Source organism: Bradyrhizobium sp. HKCCYLRH1034 (assembly GCF_051168375.1).
Lineage (GTDB): Bacteria > Pseudomonadota > Alphaproteobacteria > Rhizobiales > Xanthobacteraceae > Bradyrhizobium.
The window spans coordinates 1-15,189 of record NZ_JBNPUW010000006.1 but is presented as its reverse complement, the minus strand read 5'-3'; the positions used below and the strand labels follow the sequence as shown (position 1 = coordinate 15,189).

General features: G+C 66.4%; 12 protein-coding genes. 9 read left to right on the top strand and 3 right to left on the bottom strand.

The annotated features are described in order from the left end of the window. Position 1: 1 nt before the first annotated feature. Entirely contained in the window at positions 2-970 is a 969-nt protein-coding gene (locus tag ACQR0W_RS15545; protein ID WP_316169605.1) for a quinone oxidoreductase family protein, read from the bottom strand. A 99-nt stretch (positions 971-1,069) separates the two neighbouring features. Between ACQR0W_RS15545 and ACQR0W_RS15540 the strand changes: the two genes are divergently transcribed. From ACQR0W_RS15540 to ACQR0W_RS15525, 4 genes are all read left to right on the top strand, one after another. Next, the gene (locus ACQR0W_RS15540) at positions 1,070-1,921 is read left to right on the top strand and encodes a LysR family transcriptional regulator (protein WP_316169606.1); all 852 of its coding nucleotides are present in this window, start codon (positions 1,070-1,072) and stop codon (positions 1,919-1,921) included. 72 nt (positions 1,922-1,993) lie between these two features. After that, a complete protein-coding gene (polA, locus tag ACQR0W_RS15535; RefSeq protein ID WP_316169607.1) occupies positions 1,994-5,014 on the top strand; it encodes a DNA polymerase I in 3,021 nt (1,006 codons plus the stop codon). Between the two features lie 1,004 nt (positions 5,015-6,018). Beyond that, entirely contained in the window at positions 6,019-7,218 is a 1,200-nt protein-coding gene (locus ACQR0W_RS15530; protein WP_315752221.1) for a glycosyltransferase family 87 protein, read from the top strand. An 84-nt stretch (positions 7,219-7,302) separates the two neighbouring features. After that, the gene (locus tag ACQR0W_RS15525; RefSeq protein ID WP_315752222.1) at positions 7,303-7,938 is read left to right on the top strand and encodes a LysE family translocator; all 636 of its coding nucleotides are present in this window, start codon (positions 7,303-7,305) and stop codon (positions 7,936-7,938) included. 129 nt (positions 7,939-8,067) lie between these two features. Here ACQR0W_RS15525 and ACQR0W_RS15520 read toward each other — a convergent pair whose 3' ends face one another. Further along, on the bottom strand, positions 8,068-8,694 hold the full coding sequence (locus ACQR0W_RS15520) for a glutathione S-transferase family protein (RefSeq protein ID WP_315715332.1): 627 nt from the start codon (positions 8,692-8,694) through the stop codon (positions 8,068-8,070). A gap of 168 nt (positions 8,695-8,862) precedes the next feature. Between ACQR0W_RS15520 and pyrE the strand changes: the two genes are divergently transcribed. Next, positions 8,863-9,420 carry an orotate phosphoribosyltransferase gene (gene pyrE / locus ACQR0W_RS15515; protein ID WP_315752224.1) on the top strand — a complete coding sequence of 186 codons (558 nt, stop codon included), beginning with the start codon at positions 8,863-8,865 and terminating at the stop codon, positions 9,418-9,420. A gap of 188 nt (positions 9,421-9,608) precedes the next feature. Then, on the top strand, positions 9,609-10,430 hold the full coding sequence (locus tag ACQR0W_RS15510; protein ID WP_315752225.1) for a DUF2865 domain-containing protein: 822 nt from the start codon (positions 9,609-9,611) through the stop codon (positions 10,428-10,430). A 95-nt stretch (positions 10,431-10,525) separates the two neighbouring features. On the opposite strand, the gene ACQR0W_RS15505 is transcribed toward ACQR0W_RS15510, so the two are convergent. Then, entirely contained in the window at positions 10,526-10,957 is a 432-nt protein-coding gene (locus ACQR0W_RS15505; RefSeq protein WP_316169608.1) for a hypothetical protein, read from the bottom strand. 138 nt (positions 10,958-11,095) lie between these two features. On the opposite strand from ACQR0W_RS15505, the gene ACQR0W_RS15500 reads away from it, so the two are divergent. The 3 genes from ACQR0W_RS15500 (at position 11,096) to ACQR0W_RS15490 (ending at position 14,994) form a co-directional block, all read left to right on the top strand. After that, positions 11,096-11,344, top strand: a complete 249-nt coding sequence (locus ACQR0W_RS15500) for a hypothetical protein (RefSeq protein WP_315752226.1) — start codon at positions 11,096-11,098, stop codon at positions 11,342-11,344. A gap of 218 nt (positions 11,345-11,562) precedes the next feature. Next, complete coding sequence (locus ACQR0W_RS15495) at positions 11,563-14,070, top strand: glycogen/starch/alpha-glucan phosphorylase (protein WP_316169609.1); 2,508 nt, start codon at positions 11,563-11,565, stop codon at positions 14,068-14,070. A 105-nt stretch (positions 14,071-14,175) separates the two neighbouring features. Then, the gene (locus ACQR0W_RS15490; protein WP_315715326.1) at positions 14,176-14,994 is read left to right on the top strand and encodes an acyl-CoA thioesterase; all 819 of its coding nucleotides are present in this window, start codon (positions 14,176-14,178) and stop codon (positions 14,992-14,994) included. The last annotated feature ends 195 nt before the right edge of the window (positions 14,995-15,189 follow it).

Sequence of the window (15,189 nt, the reverse complement as noted above, 5' to 3'; positions counted from 1 at the left end):
GTCAGGGCACCAGAAGCAGCGCGCCACGGCTGCGGCCGCTCTCCAGATCGATATGGGCCTCGACGACCCGCGCCAGCGGATACGCGGTGCCGTGGCCGACGAGATCGCCATTGGCGAGCGCGGCGAGAACCGTCGCCGCATCCCTGCGATAGTCGGCGACATCGTTGACATGGGCCATCACGCTCGGACGTGCCAGCGACAGGCTGCGGCGCGGCCCCAGCTCCTCGACGGCAAGGCTTGGAATTGGACCGCCGGACTGACCGATGCTGGCGACCGTCCCGAACGGCCTGACGCAGGCGAGCGTTTGCGCAAGCGTCTTGCCGCCGACGCCATCGTAGGCGACATCGACGCCGCGCCCGTCGGTCAATCGCTTCACGGCATCGACAAAGTCAGCATCCCGGCCGACGACCAGATGGCGCGCGCCGGCGGCACGCGCGAGCTCCGCCTTGGCCTCCGAGCTCACCGTGCCGATGACGGTCGCGCCGCGCAGCCGAGCCATTCGCGTCAGCACCTGGCCGAGCCCGCCGGCGGCACTGTGCACCAACAGCGTCGTTCCGGCTCCGACGGGATAGGTACGATTGAGCAGCATCACCGCGGTGATGCCTTTCAGCAGGGTCGACGCAGCGCTCGCTTCAGACACGGCGTCGGGCAGCGGCATCGCGCGCCAGGCGGGCAGATTTCGCTCCGAGGCATAGGCGCCGACCGGGGCGCCGGCATAGGCGACGCGGTCGCCGACGGACAACTCTGTCACGTCCGCGCCTTTCGCCGTCACGATCCCCGCCCCTTCGACCCCAGGAATTCCATCGGGCAGCGGATAGAGGCCGCTGCGCTGATAGATATCGATGAAGTTCACGCCGATCGCGGTGTGGCGCAGCCGGATCTCGTTGGCGCCCGGCGCCGGCAGCTCAACATTCTCCAGCACCAGATTCTCCGCGCCACCCGGTGCCTTCAGTCGAACGATAGCAACCATGCCCGTCTCCACACATCTTGCCTTGATCCGGACAGTGTGGTCAGCGTTGGCATTCTGCGGAATTGCCCAATTTGGCTCCCCTATTGTGAATATTCGAACATGCGGATCGACTGGACCGACCTTCACCACTTCGTGACCCTGGCCCGCGAGGGCACGCTGTCGGCCGCCGCACGTGGTCTCGGCGTCGATCATGTCACGGTGGCCCGCCGGGTCGCGGCCCTGGAACGGGCCACCGGGCTGAAGCTGGTCGACCGCCGAGCGCGGGCCTATGAGCTGACCGAGGACGGCCGCCGCCTCGCCGCGGCCGCCGGCCCGATGGAGCAGGCCGCGTTCGCGATCGAGCGCGCCGTGGTCGCATCGCGTCCCGGTCTGGCCGGTGAGGTCTCGGTCAGCGCGCCGCCGACGCTCGCCAACAGGCTGATCGCGCCACGGCTGGTCGAGCTGCACCGGCGGCATCCCGCCATCATCATCAAGCTGATCGGCGAGAAGCGCAGCGCCTCGCTCAACCGACGGGAAGCCGACATCGCTCTGCGACTGTTCCGTCCCGACGAGCCCGGCCTGATCGCACGCAAGATCGGCCGCTTCGGCTTCAACCTCTACGGCGCGCCGCACTATCTCAAGGAGACGCCGCAGCATGCGCTCGGATTCATCGCCTATGATGCCAGCATGGACTCGGCACCCCAGCAGCAATGGCTGAAGGCGGTCGCCGGGCAGCGCCCGATCGTGTTTCGGAGCAGCGATCTCGAGAGCCAGGCCGCAGCGGCGCGCGCAGGGCTGGGGCTCGCCGCCCTGCCGCATTTTGTCGGCGATCATGATCCCGACCTCACCCGCTTCGAAGCCGGCGCGGCCATCAGCAGGGACATCTGGCTCATCGTTCATCGCGACCTCAGGCGCACGCCCCTCATTCGCGCCGTCATGGAGTTCCTGACCCGCTGCGTCCGACCGGACTGAGGGGCGGAAAAATCCGGTGCGCATGGCGTCGTCACGGCTGTCAATGCGAGCGAAAATCCCTACATTGCGGCCATGCCCAAAGCTCCCCAGAAAGCCGCCGCCACGCCCGCCGCCCCTGTGCCTGCCGCCGCCAAGGGCGCGGCCAACGGCGACCATGTGTTCCTGGTCGACGGCTCGTCCTACATCTTCCGCGCCTATCACGCGCTGCCGCCGCTCAACCGCAAGTCCGACGGGCTGCAGGTCAATGCCGTGCTCGGCTTCTGCAACATGCTGTGGAAGCTGCTGCGAGACATGCCCGAGACCGACCGACCGACGCATCTGGCCATCGTGTTCGACAAGTCCGAGGTCACGTTCCGCAACAAGATCTACGCCGACTACAAGGCGCACCGGCCGCCGGCGCCCGACGACCTGATCCCGCAATTCGCGCTGATCCGCGAGGCCGTCCGCGCCTTCGACCTGCCGTGCCTGGAGCAATCGGGCTTCGAGGCGGACGACCTGATCGCGACTTATGCGCGGCTTGCCTGCGAGCGCGGCGCCACCACCACCATCGTGTCCTCGGACAAGGATTTGATGCAGCTCGTCAACGACTGCGTCACGATGTACGACACGATGAAGGACCGGCGCATCGGGGTCGCCGAGGTGATCGAGAAGTTCGGCGTGCCGCCGGAGAAGGTGGTCGAGGTGCAGGCGCTGGCCGGCGATTCCACCGACAACGTGCCGGGCGTGCCCGGCATCGGCATCAAGACCGCCGCGCAGTTGATCACCGACTATGGCGATCTCGAAGGCCTGCTGACGCGCGCAAGCGAGATCAAGCAGCCGAAGCGGCGCGAGGCGCTGATCGAGAACGCCGAGAAGGCGCGGATCTCGCGCCAGTTGGTGCTGCTCGACGACAAGGTCGTGCTCGATGTGCCACTCGACGACCTCGCGGTGCACGAGCCCGATCCGCGCAAGCTGATCGCCTTCCTCAAGGCGATGGAGTTCACCACGCTGACGCGCCGCGTCGCCGAGTATTCGCACATCGATCCGGCCGACGTGTCGGCGGATGAACAGTTGAAGGTGGGATCGAGTCCGGCCGCAGCCCCCACCCCGCCCTCCCCCGCAAGCGGGGGAGGGAGCACACTGAGCAAGCCAGCCGCCGCTCCTCGCAGCGGTGACCCGCGCACCGACAAGTCGGCGATGAGCAAAGGCACACCCGCCAGCCTCGCCGACTCCAGGGCCGAGGCGGCCAAGAGCGCGCGGATCGATCGCGATAAATATCAGACCGTGCGCACCGTACCGGAGCTGAATGCGTGGCTCGCCCGCGTCCATGACTTCGGTCGGGTCACCATCGACGTCAAAGCCAGCTCGATCGATCCCATGCAGGCCAGCCTGTGCGGCATCGCGTTGGCGCTGGCGCCGAACGACGCCTGCTACATCCCGCTGGCGCATCGCCAGGCCGGCGATGGCGGCGGCCTGTTCGATGCCGGGCTCGCACCTGGCCAGATCAGGGACAGCGAGGCGCTCGCTGCCCTGACGCCCATCCTGGAATCGGCCGGCCTGCTCAAGATCGGCTTCAACATCAAGTTCACGGCCGTGATGCTGGCGCAGGCCGGCATCACCCTGACCAACACCGACGACGTGCAGCTGATGAGCTACGCGCTGGACGCCGGACGTGGATCGCAGAAGCTCGACTCGCTGTCCGAGCACGTGCTCGGACACGCCATGATCAGTGAAGGTGAGCTGATCGGGAGCGGCCGGAACAAGCTGACCTTCGAGCAGGTCGCCATCGATCGCGCGACCGCGCATTCCGCGGAAGCCGCCGATGTCATCCATCGGGTCTGGCGCGTGCTGAAGCCGCGCCTCACGGCGGAGCGCATGACCGCGGTCTACGAGACCCTGGAGCGGCCGCTGGTGTCGGTGCTGGCGCGCATGGAGCGGCGCGGCATCTCGATCGACCGCCAGGTGCTGTCGCGCCTGTCCGGCGACTTCGCCCAGACCGCGGCGCGCGTCGAGGCCGAGTTGCAGGAGCTGGCCGGCGAGCCGATCAACGTCGGCAGCCCGAAGCAGATCGGCGACATCCTGTTCGGCAAGATGGGCCTGTCGGGCGGCACCAAGACCAAGACCGGCGCCTGGTCGACCTCTGCCTCCATCCTCGATGACCTCGCCGAGCAGGGCAACGATTTCGCGCGCAAGATCCTGGAATGGCGCCAGGTCTCGAAGCTGAAATCGACCTATACCGATGCGCTGCCGACCTATGTCAACCCGCAGACGCATCGCGTGCACACCACTTACGCGCTGGCGGCGACCACCACCGGCCGGCTGTCGTCGAACGAGCCGAATCTGCAGAACATCCCGGTGCGGACCGAAGATGGCCGCAAGATCCGCCGCGCCTTCATCGCGACGCCGGGCCATAAGCTGGTGTCGGCCGACTACTCGCAGATCGAGTTGCGGCTGCTCGCGGAGATCGCCGACATCCCCGTGCTGAAGCAGGCGTTCAAGGACGGGCTCGACATCCACGCGATGACGGCATCCGAGATGTTCGGCGTGCCGATCAAGGACATGCCGAGCGAGGTGCGCCGCCGCGCCAAGGCGATCAATTTCGGCATCATCTACGGCATCTCCGCGTTCGGCCTCGCCAACCAGCTCGGCATCGCCCGCGAGGAGGCCTCGGCCTACATCAAGCGCTATTTCGAGCGCTTCCCCGGCATTCGCGACTACATGGACGCGACCAAGGAGTTCTGCCGCAAGCACGGCTATGTCACCACGTTGTTCGGCCGCAAGTGCCATTACCCCGAGATCAAGGCCTCCAACGCCTCGGTGCGCGCCTTCAACGAGCGCGCCGCGATCAACGCGCGGCTGCAGGGCACCGCGGCCGACATCATCCGGCGCGCCATGATCCGCGTCGAGGAGGCCCTGGCGCAAAAGAAGCTGTCGGCTCAGATGCTGCTGCAGGTGCATGACGAACTGATCTTCGAGGTACCGAACGACGAGGTCGCCGCGACCTTGCCGGTGGTGCAGCACGTCATGCAGGACGCCCCCTTCCCGGCGGTGCTGCTGTCGGTGCCGCTACATGTCGACGCCCGCGCGGCTGATAACTGGGATGAGGCGCATTGAGCTGATCGCGGTGATCTCTGCCTCGTCATCGCGAGCGCCGAAATCCGTCACGAGCGAGATGCCACCCTCCCCTGGAGGGGGAGGGTCGATCGCACGCAAAGCGGGCGAGCGGGGTGGGGTGAGCCGCGGGCGCTGGCGCCTGTGGAGAGATCACCCCACCCCGCCTCCCATTCGCTGCGCTCGTGAGAGGCGACCCTCCCCCTCCAGGGGAGGGTGGGCAGCGTGCCTCGCAACGCAGCCCTCATACGCATCCGTTTGATGCTCCCCAATACGATGATCATTGGCTGCAACGCGAGCCGTAGACATGCCTCAGCCTTCTCGCAGCATGATTTGCTCGAGGGATGCATGTCGTTCGCCCTCTGAATTTTGCAGAGGGCGCAGGGAAGGCCGGGCCTCGGCTGAGGCCCGTGGCCCGCCTGCTCAAAAGAATGCAGGCGGCAGGTACCACAGGTTCAGCCGGACAGACCCGGCCCTCCCTGCGCGATGGGCTTAACGTCTGCTCCGAGCTCTCCCCGGGGACCGGCTTGTTTGCCCCCGTCACCAGCGCGACACGTGATGTCACGCAGGCTTGGCGCCAGCTTCGGGGCGCCAGGACCACACGGCTTGAACGTCCGCGAGCTGCCAATCGTCCAGCGCATCAGCACCTGACAGGCCCGCGGCCACCGCTCCCCGCCTCAACGTATCGTGACGACGCGTACGCCCCTCTGCATGAGGACGGGATGCGCTGAATAGAGCATGACTTCGGAAAAATAGCAATATAAATCTTGACGAGCGCGTTGGCCGATTCCGAGCGATGACGCCGTCCCCTGTTCACGGTCACTCGGAACGCGGCGATTTTACCCCTCGTTAGGCACGATGAGATCGCGCCTGGCCGGATGGACGGACGGTAACGCGACGTGCAGCGCACCCTGGCAAAGTTGGAGAGGCACCGCACGCGAGCGATCGCTGACAGCTCCGATCATCCCCATGCCACGACTGCGCCGAGGGCGCGAACGAAGAGCTCCATGACCGCGACCTCATCCGCAGCTCACCCCAAGACGCGCGACCGGCGCGCGGTGCTGATCCTGCTGGTCGCGATGGCGCTCTACAACGGCGCCTATCTCGTCGGCTGGGCGCTGTCGTCGCCGCAGCCGGCGTTTGGCGACTTCTTCGGGCTATGGTCGTTCGGCAGATTTGCCGCGCTGTCCGGCGCCGGCATCTACGATCCGGTTGCGCTCGCGCGCTATCAGCAGACGCTGGATCCGACGCTGGGCGGCGGCGGCTTTCCCTATCCCTATCCGCCGACCTTCCTGCTGGTGCTGATACCCCTGGGCATGCTGGCGCTGCCGGTAGCCTATGTCTGCTGGATCTCGGTCACCTTCGCGCTTTATGGCCTGGCGACGCTGGGGCGCGATTGGCGCACGTTAACCTCTCTGGCGCTGCTCGCGGCGCCAACCACGCTCATCAACGCGATCACCGGCCAGAACGGTTTCCTGTCGGCGGCCTTGCTGATCGGCGGATTGCGCCTGCTCGCGTGCCACCCGATCGTTGCCGGCACGCTGCTCGGCCTGCTCGCCTACAAGCCACAATTCGTGCTGCTGATGCCGGTCGTGCTGCTGGCGTCACGCAACTGGCGCGCCATCCTCTCGGCCATCGCCACGACCGTGATCGTCGCGGTCGTCACCTGCGCTGCGCTCGATCCGTGGATCTGGCTCGAATGGATCGTGAAATTTCCGAGCTATCAGGCGCAATTGCAGGCCAACCAGGTCAGCCTCGATCACATGATGCCGACGGTCATCGCTGGCTTGCACGCGCTCGGCGCGCCGCCGCCGATCGGCTACCTGGTTCAGCTCCTGTTGTCCTGCTCCGTCGTCGTGATGGTCTGGGATGCCTGGCGACGCGGCTCAACGCAGCAGGCGATCGCGCTGGTCGCGGTCGGCAGCATCATCGCCACGCCCTATGCGATGATCTATGACATGCCGATGGTGGCGGCGGGGATTGCGATCCACTGGAAGGCGCGGAGCGACGCCGGCGAGCCGATCGCGCCGCTGGAGATCGGCCTCGTGATTGCGCTGGGAGCCTGCCTGCTCGCCATGATCGGGCACTCCGTGCCGCTCGCGGCGGCCATTCTGCTGATCCTGCTGGCGTTGAGCATCGCCGGTGTGTTCGACCGCTCCGGCAGACCGCTGCCTGCGCTGGACGTCGCGCCGCCGGCGGCGGGCTGATTGCTCTCGGTGCAATTGACCGGATGACGATGCGTGATCGTCCGCGCTAAAGCAGCGGCAGAGATCCCGATCATCGAACCAGTGATGCCGCACACATCATCCCTGCTCGCCTTCGCCCTCGTCTCGCTCGGCATGGTGCTGACACCAGGGCCGAACATGATCTATCTGATCTCGCGCGCGATCACGCAGGGTCACGTCGCGGGCCTGGTCTCGCTCGGCGGCGTTGCCGTCGGCTTTCTGGTCTACATGCTGGCGGCGGCGTTCGGCATCACGGCGCTGCTGTTTGCCGTGCCGTTCGCCTATGACGCGCTGCGCCTCGCCGGCGCTGCCTACCTGCTCTATCTGGCGTGGCAGGCGGTGAAGCCGGGTGGACGCTCGCCCTTCCAGGTGAGGACCCTCGCCATCGACAGCCCGCGCAGGCTGTTCCTGATGGGGCTCGTCACCAATCTGCTGAACCCGAAGATCGCGATGCTGTATCTGGCGCTGCTGCCGCAGTTCGTCGATCCCGCTGTTGGCAGCGTGCTGACGCAGTCGATGGTGCTTGGCGCGATCCAGATCGTGATCAGCATCGGCGTCAACGCCATGATCGCCATGGCGGCAGGATCGATTGCCCTGTTCCTGGCGACACGGCCGAGCTGGGCGCTCGTGCAGCGCTATCTGATGGGCACGGTGCTCGCGGGACTTGCGGTGCGCATGGCGCTGGAGGCGCGGCGGGGGTGATTTCCATCGGCTCCCCCGCCTTGTCCGCCGAAGCCTCTCGGCAAAGGCGGACGAGAGCGGGAGAGGGGGCACCGCGCGTGCCGAAAGATCTCGGAAGTCATCGTCGGCAAGGAACGGCCGATGAGCTTCTCAGTCCAGCTTCGCTTCCATGCCGCGCTTCACGGCGGGGCGGGCCATCAGGGTATCGTACCAGCGCTTGACGTTCGGGAAGTCGGCGAGATCCACCTTGTGGCGCGGGTGGCGCCAGGCCCAGCCGACGATGGCGAAGTCGGCGATCGAGAGAGCGCCTGCGACGAACTCGTGCTGCGCCAGCCGGCGGTCGAGCACGCCATAGAGCCGGACCGTCTCGGCCATGTAGCGCTTAAGCCCGTAGGCACGGTCCTGTTCGTTGGTCAGCGCGATGAAATGGTGCACCTGGCCGGGCATCGGGCCGAAACCGCCCATCTGCCACATCAGCCATTCATAGACCGGGATCCGCTCGGCGAGGGATTTCGGCAGGAACTGGCCGGTCTTCTCAGCCAGGTAGAGCAGGATGGCGCCGGATTCGAACACGCTGACCGGCTTGCCGTCGGGGCCGTCGGGATCGACGATCGCCGGGATCTTGTTGTTGGGGCTGATCGCCAGGAATTCCGGCGCCATCTGGGCGCCCTTGGTGATGTCGACCGGAACGACGCGGTAGGGCAGCCCCATCTCCTCCAGCGCGACCGAGATTTTGCGCCCGTTTGGGGTGTTCCAGGTGTACAGCTCGATCGTCATGCGGGGCATCCTTCCCAACCGTCCTTGCTTGGTCGCGGGCTCCCATTAGCTCGAAACTGCATCCGGCTTCAAACGTACCGTTGTTGATGGGACATCGTGGCGGCTGGTCTCCGCCGCCCGCCCCCGATAGATTGCGCCACCCAAGAATCCACCCTCAGGGGAAACGCCGTGTCCAAATCCGCCTCCCGCGCCCGCCTCCTCGAGATCATCCGCAGGCGCTCGTTCGGCCGTGGCGAGGTCACGCTGGCCTCCGGCCGCAAGAGCGATTTCTATTTCAACCTGAAGCCGACCATGATGGACCCGGAGGGCGCCACCTTGCTCGCCGAGCTCACCTATGAGGCGCTGAAGGACGAGGGCTTCGATTATATCGGCGGCCTGGAGATGGGCGCGGTGCCGCTCGCCGGCGCGATCGCCCAGATCTCCTGGATCAAGGGCCATCCGATCGCGGCCTTCTTCGTCCGCAAGAAGCCGAAGGAGCACGGCGCCAGGCTCGCGATCGAAGGCCTGACCCGCGACGAGACCCTGGCGGGAAAACGCATCGTCGTGGTCGAGGACGTCACCACCACCGGCGGCTCGGCGATGAAGGCGGTGGAAACCCTGCGCGAGGCCGGCGCCGAGGTGGCGCTGGTGTTCACCATGGTCGACCGCGAGGAAGGCGCCGCCGAGACCTTCGCCCAGGCCGGCCTGCCGTTCCGGGCGCTCTACAAGGCGCACGAATTCCTCTGAGGCGCCTGGCGCGCGGCGCAATTCGCGACCCGCGCATACCGCTCATTTACCAACGCCCGTTAAGGTTACCGCAAAGCTGATGGCGCCATGCCTTGGGCAAGGCGCGTTCGATCGCACATGATCGAGCGACGCGGGTTGCCGCGTCACGGCGTGGCTTTGCGGTGAAGATCCTGGCGATGGAGCGGGCGTTGCGTAGCGTGTTGTCGTTTCGGCGGAGGTCCCGCCACGTCGCTGTCGCGGCGACGGTCGGCCTCGTCGCGGCCGGCGCGCTGGCGCCGCGAATGGCGTCGGCCCAGGGCCTGTTCGACTTCCTGTTCGGCGGCTTCAACAAGCCGCAATCGCAGCGGCCGGCGCAAGGCGGCTTCTTCGCCGATCCGTTCGGCACCAACCCGCAGGCCCCCGCCCAGCCGCGCACCGCGAGCGGCGGATCGGGCGCAGCGTTCTGCGTGCGCACCTGCGACGGCCGCTATTTTCCGTTGACGCGGGGCCTCGCCTCGCCGGCCCAGATGTGCCAGGCGTTCTGCCCGGCCAGCCCGACCAGGATCTATTTCGGCTCCAACATCGACTACGCCACGGCGGCGAACGGCGAGCGCTATGCCGACAGCGAGAACGCGTTCGCCTATCGCCAGGCGCTGCGCGCCGACTGCACCTGCAACGGCCGCGATCCGGCCGGGCTGGCGCCGGTCGACCTGTCGCTCGACACCTCGCTGCGCCCCGGCGACGTCGTCGCCACCAGCGACGGCCTCGTCGCCTATTCGGGCACGCGCGGCAGCGGCGGCCAGCCGGCCGATTTCAAGCCGGTCGCCTCCTATCCCGGGCTGAACTCGGACATGCGGGCCAAGCTGAGCGAGATGAAGGTCGCACCGGTGCGCGCCGAGATGCTGGCGGCCGATGCGCTCGCCGCGATGCCGCCGCCGGAGGCCAGCGCCAGCAATGTCAGCGTCGCGCCGCCGCTGACGATCGCGCCGAAGCCGGCCACCGGCCGCGCCAAGCGCGCGGATGTGGATTGAGCCCGGACTCGTCATTGCGAGCGCAGCGAAGCAATCCAGAGTCCCGCACACCACCCTGGATTGCTTCGCAGCGCTCGCAATGACGGAATGCTGACCTAGCGCGCGACGATCACGCCGATGACGTTCGGCGCTTCCAGATATTTCTCCTCGATCGCCGCCCGCGCGGCGGCGCGGTTGTCCGGCGTCAGCAGGCCGCGTTTCTCGGCCAGGATCATCCAGCAGAAGCCCCACCAATCGGTCAGTATGCCCTCGTCGTCGACCAGGTCGTAGCCCTGCTCGGCGGCGAAGATGCGCGCCCGCGCCTCGTCGAGGCCATCGAGGAAGGTGTGGTCGGTGGCCGAGAACAGATCGTCGGAAATGTCGTCGGTGGTGTAGCCCCAGACCGACATGCAGACGGCGTTGAAGGCGCGGTCGATCTGGTCGTCGTCGACGGCCCGCCGCCGCGCGGCCTTGTGCAGCCGCGTCAGGCTGCGCGCGAAGTCGGCAATGCGGGTCAGGGCCAGGGGATCGAAGGCGATATTGGACATGGGTGTCCTCGCGGGATGCACTGATGCCGGGGGGCTGGCGGATCGAATCGCTGTCAGGATAACGATCGCTTGCTAAATTGTTCTTAATTTGTTCCCGGCCGATTGTCCATCCCTTCTCAAAGGAGGCGCGCCGCTCTCATGGAGAATTCCAACACCGAAACCGATGCAGCCCTGCGCAAGCGTCTCGACTGGCTGCTGCGCGACCTATGCGTGGACTGGGGCTTTTGCAGCCGCCTCACCGCGGACGACCTGATGCTGGACGGCCAACCGCCCTCTCCGCAGGCGTTCGCCGCGGCCGTGCTGCGGGCCGAAGGCATGAACGCGGAATACGAGCCGGATTGGCGCCGTCGGATCGAGCAGATGTTCGTCGCTCGCCTCACAACGTGAGTCTGGATCCCGGCTTTCGCCGGGATGACGATGGGGAGAGCCCTCAACTCCACGACGCACCTGCACCATCCTAGCGCGTTCCGCCCCCGGAACTCCGGCCCCGTTTTTGCATCATTTTCCATCACCTTGCTGTGCGGACCAGCCTTTCCCCGGGTTTCGGACCGCGCGCAACCATCGTATGCTTTTACCGGTTCCTCGTAGCATCACAGGTTTCCAAGGTGACAGATCAGCCGTCCCAGCGCAGCTTCGTAAGCACCGGCCAGCCCGTCGACGAATTGGCGGTCGCGGAGATCAAGAGCGACATCCTGGCCAAGCTTCGCCTCGCCATCGGCAAGGAGGCGAGCCAGGCGACGCAGCAGGACTGGTACCACGCCGCGGCGCTGACCTTGCGCGACCGCATCGTGCATCGCTGGCTGACCGCGGACAAGGAGAGCTACGACGCCGGGCGCAAGCGGGTCTACTATCTCAGCCTCGAATTCCTGATCGGCCGGCTGTTCGCCGACGCGCTCAACAACATGGGCCTGATGAAGGTGTTCGAGACCGCGCTCGGCGATCTCGGCGTCGGCCTGATGGACCTGCGCAAATGCGAGCCGGATGCCGCGCTCGGCAATGGCGGCCTCGGCCGGCTTGCGGCCTGCTTCATGGAAAGCATGTCGACCTTGCAGATCCCGGCGATCGGCTACGGCATCCGCTATGATTTCGGCCTGTTCCGCCAGGTCATCGTCGACGGCTGGCAGCACGAATATCCCGACGTCTGGCTGTCGTTCGGCAATCCCTGGGAGTTCCAGCGCCCCGAGGTGGTCTATCACGTTCATTTCGGCGGCGGCGTCGAGCACATCGACGACAAGGGCCGGGCCCGCGCGATCTGGCATCCCGGCGAGACCGTGCAGGCGGTGGCCTATGACACACCGATCGTCGGCTGGCGCGGCCAGCACGTGAATGCGCTCAGGCTATGGTCGGCGCGCTCGCCCGATCCGCTGAAGCTCGACGTGTTCAACTCCGGCGACTATCTCGGCGCCTCAGCAGAAGAAGCGCGCGCCGAGGCGATCTGCAAATTCCTGTATCCGAACGACGAGAGCCCGGCGGGACGCGAGCTGCGGCTGCGCCAGGAATATTTCTTCGTCTCGGCTTCGCTGCAAGATCTCGTCAAGCGCCATCTCGGCTCCGACGGCCAGTTGCGCAGCCTGGCGCAGAAGGCCGCGGTGCAGCTCAACGACACGCACCCCTCGCTCGCCGTGGCCGAGCTGATGCGGATCCTGGTCGACCTGCACAATTTCCGCTGGGACGAGGCGTGGAAGATCACCATCGCGACCTTGTCCTATACCAACCACACGCTGCTGCCCGAAGCGCTCGAGACCTGGCCGGTCGAGCTGTTTGAGCGGCTGCTGCCGCGCCATCTCGAGATCATCTATCGCATCAATGCGCAGCATCTCGCGCTCGCCGAGCAGCGCGCACCGGGTGACATCGACTACCGCGCCTCGGTGTCCCTGATCGACGAGAAGAGCGGCCGCCGCGTGCGCATGGGCCAGCTCGCCTTCGTCGGCTCACACCGCATCAACGGCGTCTCGGCGATGCATTCCGACCTGATGAAGGAGACCGTGTTCCACGATCTCAACCATCTCTATCCCGGCCGCATCACCAACAAGACCAACGGCATCACTTTCCGCCGCTGGCTGATGCTGGCCAATCCCAAGCTGACGAACCTCTTGCGCGAGGCCTGCGGCGACGCCGTCGTCGACGATCCGACCTTGCTCTCGAGCCTCGAGAGCTACGTCGCCGACGCCGGCTTCCACCAGAAGTTCCGCGCCGTGAAGCACCACAACAAGGTGCAGCTGGCGCGTCTGATCGGCGAGCGCATGAACGTGCGCCTCGACCCGGGCGCGCTGTTCGACGTGCAGATCAAGCGCATTCACGAATACAAGCGCCAGCTCCTGAACATCCTCGAAGCGGTCGCGCTGTATCTGGACATGAAGGACGACCCGCAAGCTAACTGGGTGCCGCGGGTGAAGATCTTCGCCGGCAAGGCGGCGGCGAGCTACCGCTATGCCAAGCTGATCATCAAGCTGATCAACGACGTCGCGGAGGTCGTCAATAACGATCCCGCGATCGGCGGCAAGCTGAAGGTCGTGTTCATGGCCGACTACAATGTCAGCCTGGCGGAAACGATCATTCCCGCAGCCGACCTGTCCGAGCAGATCTCGACCGCCGGCATGGAGGCGTCCGGCACCGGCAACATGAAGCTGGCGCTGAACGGCGCCCTTACCATCGGCACGCTGGACGGCGCCAATATCGAGATCCGCGACAATGTCGGCGCCGACAACATCGCGATCTTCGGCATGGAGGCCGACGAGGTCATGCTCCGCCGCAAGCAGGGACTGGACGCGTCCGACGTGATCCACCGGTCACCGCGGCTGGCGCGCGCGATCGATGCGATCGCGACCGGTGCGTTCTCGCCAGACGAACCCGGCCGATTCGAGCCGATCGCCCATGCGCTGCGCCATCTCGACCACTACATGGTCTCGGCCGATTTCGATTCCTACTACGAGGCCCAGCGCGGCATCGATGCACGCTGGCAGACCGTGCCGGCCTGGACCCGCGCCTCGATCCTCAACGTCGCGCGCATGGCCTGGTTCTCCTCCGACCGCACCATCCGCGAATATGCCGACGACATCTGGAACGTGCCGGTCGGGCTGGCGATGGCACCGGCACAAGCGCAGCGGGCGTGACGGGCCCTTCCCCTCACCTTCAGCAATGACCCATGACGTCATTGCAGAGGCCTTCCATTGCGTTTCACCTGACGGCCATCATACGATGACCGTCGGGAGGAATGCATGACCGAACCGCCAGCTCACCTGTTCGACGAGGCCACCGGCGTCACCGCCGGCGACAGCCGCTGGCAGGGAAGTACCAGCCCGGATTACTGGGCGTTCGTCGGCCCGTTTGGCGGCGTCACGGCGGCGACCGTGCTGCGCGCGTTGATCCAGCATCCGCAAATTCAGGGCGATCCGCTGGCGATGACGGTGAACTATTGCGCGCCGATCGCGGAAGGGCCGTTCGATCTCGACGTGCGGTTGGTGAAAGCCAACCGCTCCTCGCAGCATTGGTGCGTCGAGCTGAGCCAGGGCGACTCTGACGCGGCGACGCTCGCCACCGCCGTGTTCGCCGAGCGCCGGCCGTCCTGGTCGCATCAGCCGGCCACAAAGCCCGAGGCGCCGCCGTTCGATCAGGTCAAGCGACATCCCGACACGAACATGTCCTGGACCAAGCAGTACGATTTCCGCTTCATCGAGGGCCGTCCAACGTTTGGTGCATCGTCGTCGGGGGAGCCGCACAGCAGCTATTCCCGGCTGTGGATCTCCGACCGCAAGCCGCGCAAGCTCGACTGCCTGTCGGTGCTATCGATGTCGGACGCCTTCTTCGGCCGCGTCTTCCACGCCCGCGGCCAGCTGGTGCCGTTCGGCACGGTGTCGCTGACGACCTATTTCCACGTCAGCCGGGACGAGCTCGCGGCCGAGGACATCACGCACGTGCTCGCGACCGCCGACGCCAAGATTTTCAACCGCAGCTATCAGGACCAGCATGGCGAGCTGTGGTCGCCGTCCGGCCGGCTGCTCGCGACGACGACGCAGATTGCGTATTTCAAGGCGTGAGGGCCGGGACGCAAGCCAAGAAAACGGCGTCGTCCCGGCCTTGAGCCGGGACCCATAGCCACCGTCGCCAGTTTTGGAAGGCTGGGGCGACCCGCACGCCTCAACCACTCCGTCCTGTGGTTATGGGTCCCTGTGTCTGGAAAGTCTGCCATGATGATGGTGGGCGGGAAGCCGTTGGGTCCTTGGCGCTAGACG

What these genes read in the sequence shown, in the direction of transcription:
- polA (WP_316169607.1), top strand. Translation starts at nt 1,994, where the DNA reads ATGCCCAAAGCTCCCCAGAAAGCCGCCGCCACGCCCGCCGCCCCTGTG.
- ACQR0W_RS15545 (WP_316169605.1), bottom strand. Translation starts at nt 970, where the DNA reads ATGGTTGCTATCGTTCGACTGAAGGCACCGGGTGGCGCGGAGAATCTG.
- ACQR0W_RS15525 (WP_315752222.1), top strand. Translation starts at nt 7,303, where the DNA reads ATGCCGCACACATCATCCCTGCTCGCCTTCGCCCTCGTCTCGCTCGGC.
- ACQR0W_RS15520 (WP_315715332.1), bottom strand. Translation starts at nt 8,694, where the DNA reads ATGACGATCGAGCTGTACACCTGGAACACCCCAAACGGGCGCAAAATC.
- ACQR0W_RS15500 (WP_315752226.1), top strand. Translation starts at nt 11,096, where the DNA reads ATGGAGAATTCCAACACCGAAACCGATGCAGCCCTGCGCAAGCGTCTC.
- ACQR0W_RS15490 (WP_315715326.1), top strand. Translation starts at nt 14,176, where the DNA reads ATGACCGAACCGCCAGCTCACCTGTTCGACGAGGCCACCGGCGTCACC.
- ACQR0W_RS15540 (WP_316169606.1), top strand. Translation starts at nt 1,070, where the DNA reads ATGCGGATCGACTGGACCGACCTTCACCACTTCGTGACCCTGGCCCGC.
- ACQR0W_RS15505 (WP_316169608.1), bottom strand. Translation starts at nt 10,957, where the DNA reads ATGTCCAATATCGCCTTCGATCCCCTGGCCCTGACCCGCATTGCCGAC.
- ACQR0W_RS15530 (WP_315752221.1), top strand. Translation starts at nt 6,019, where the DNA reads ATGACCGCGACCTCATCCGCAGCTCACCCCAAGACGCGCGACCGGCGC.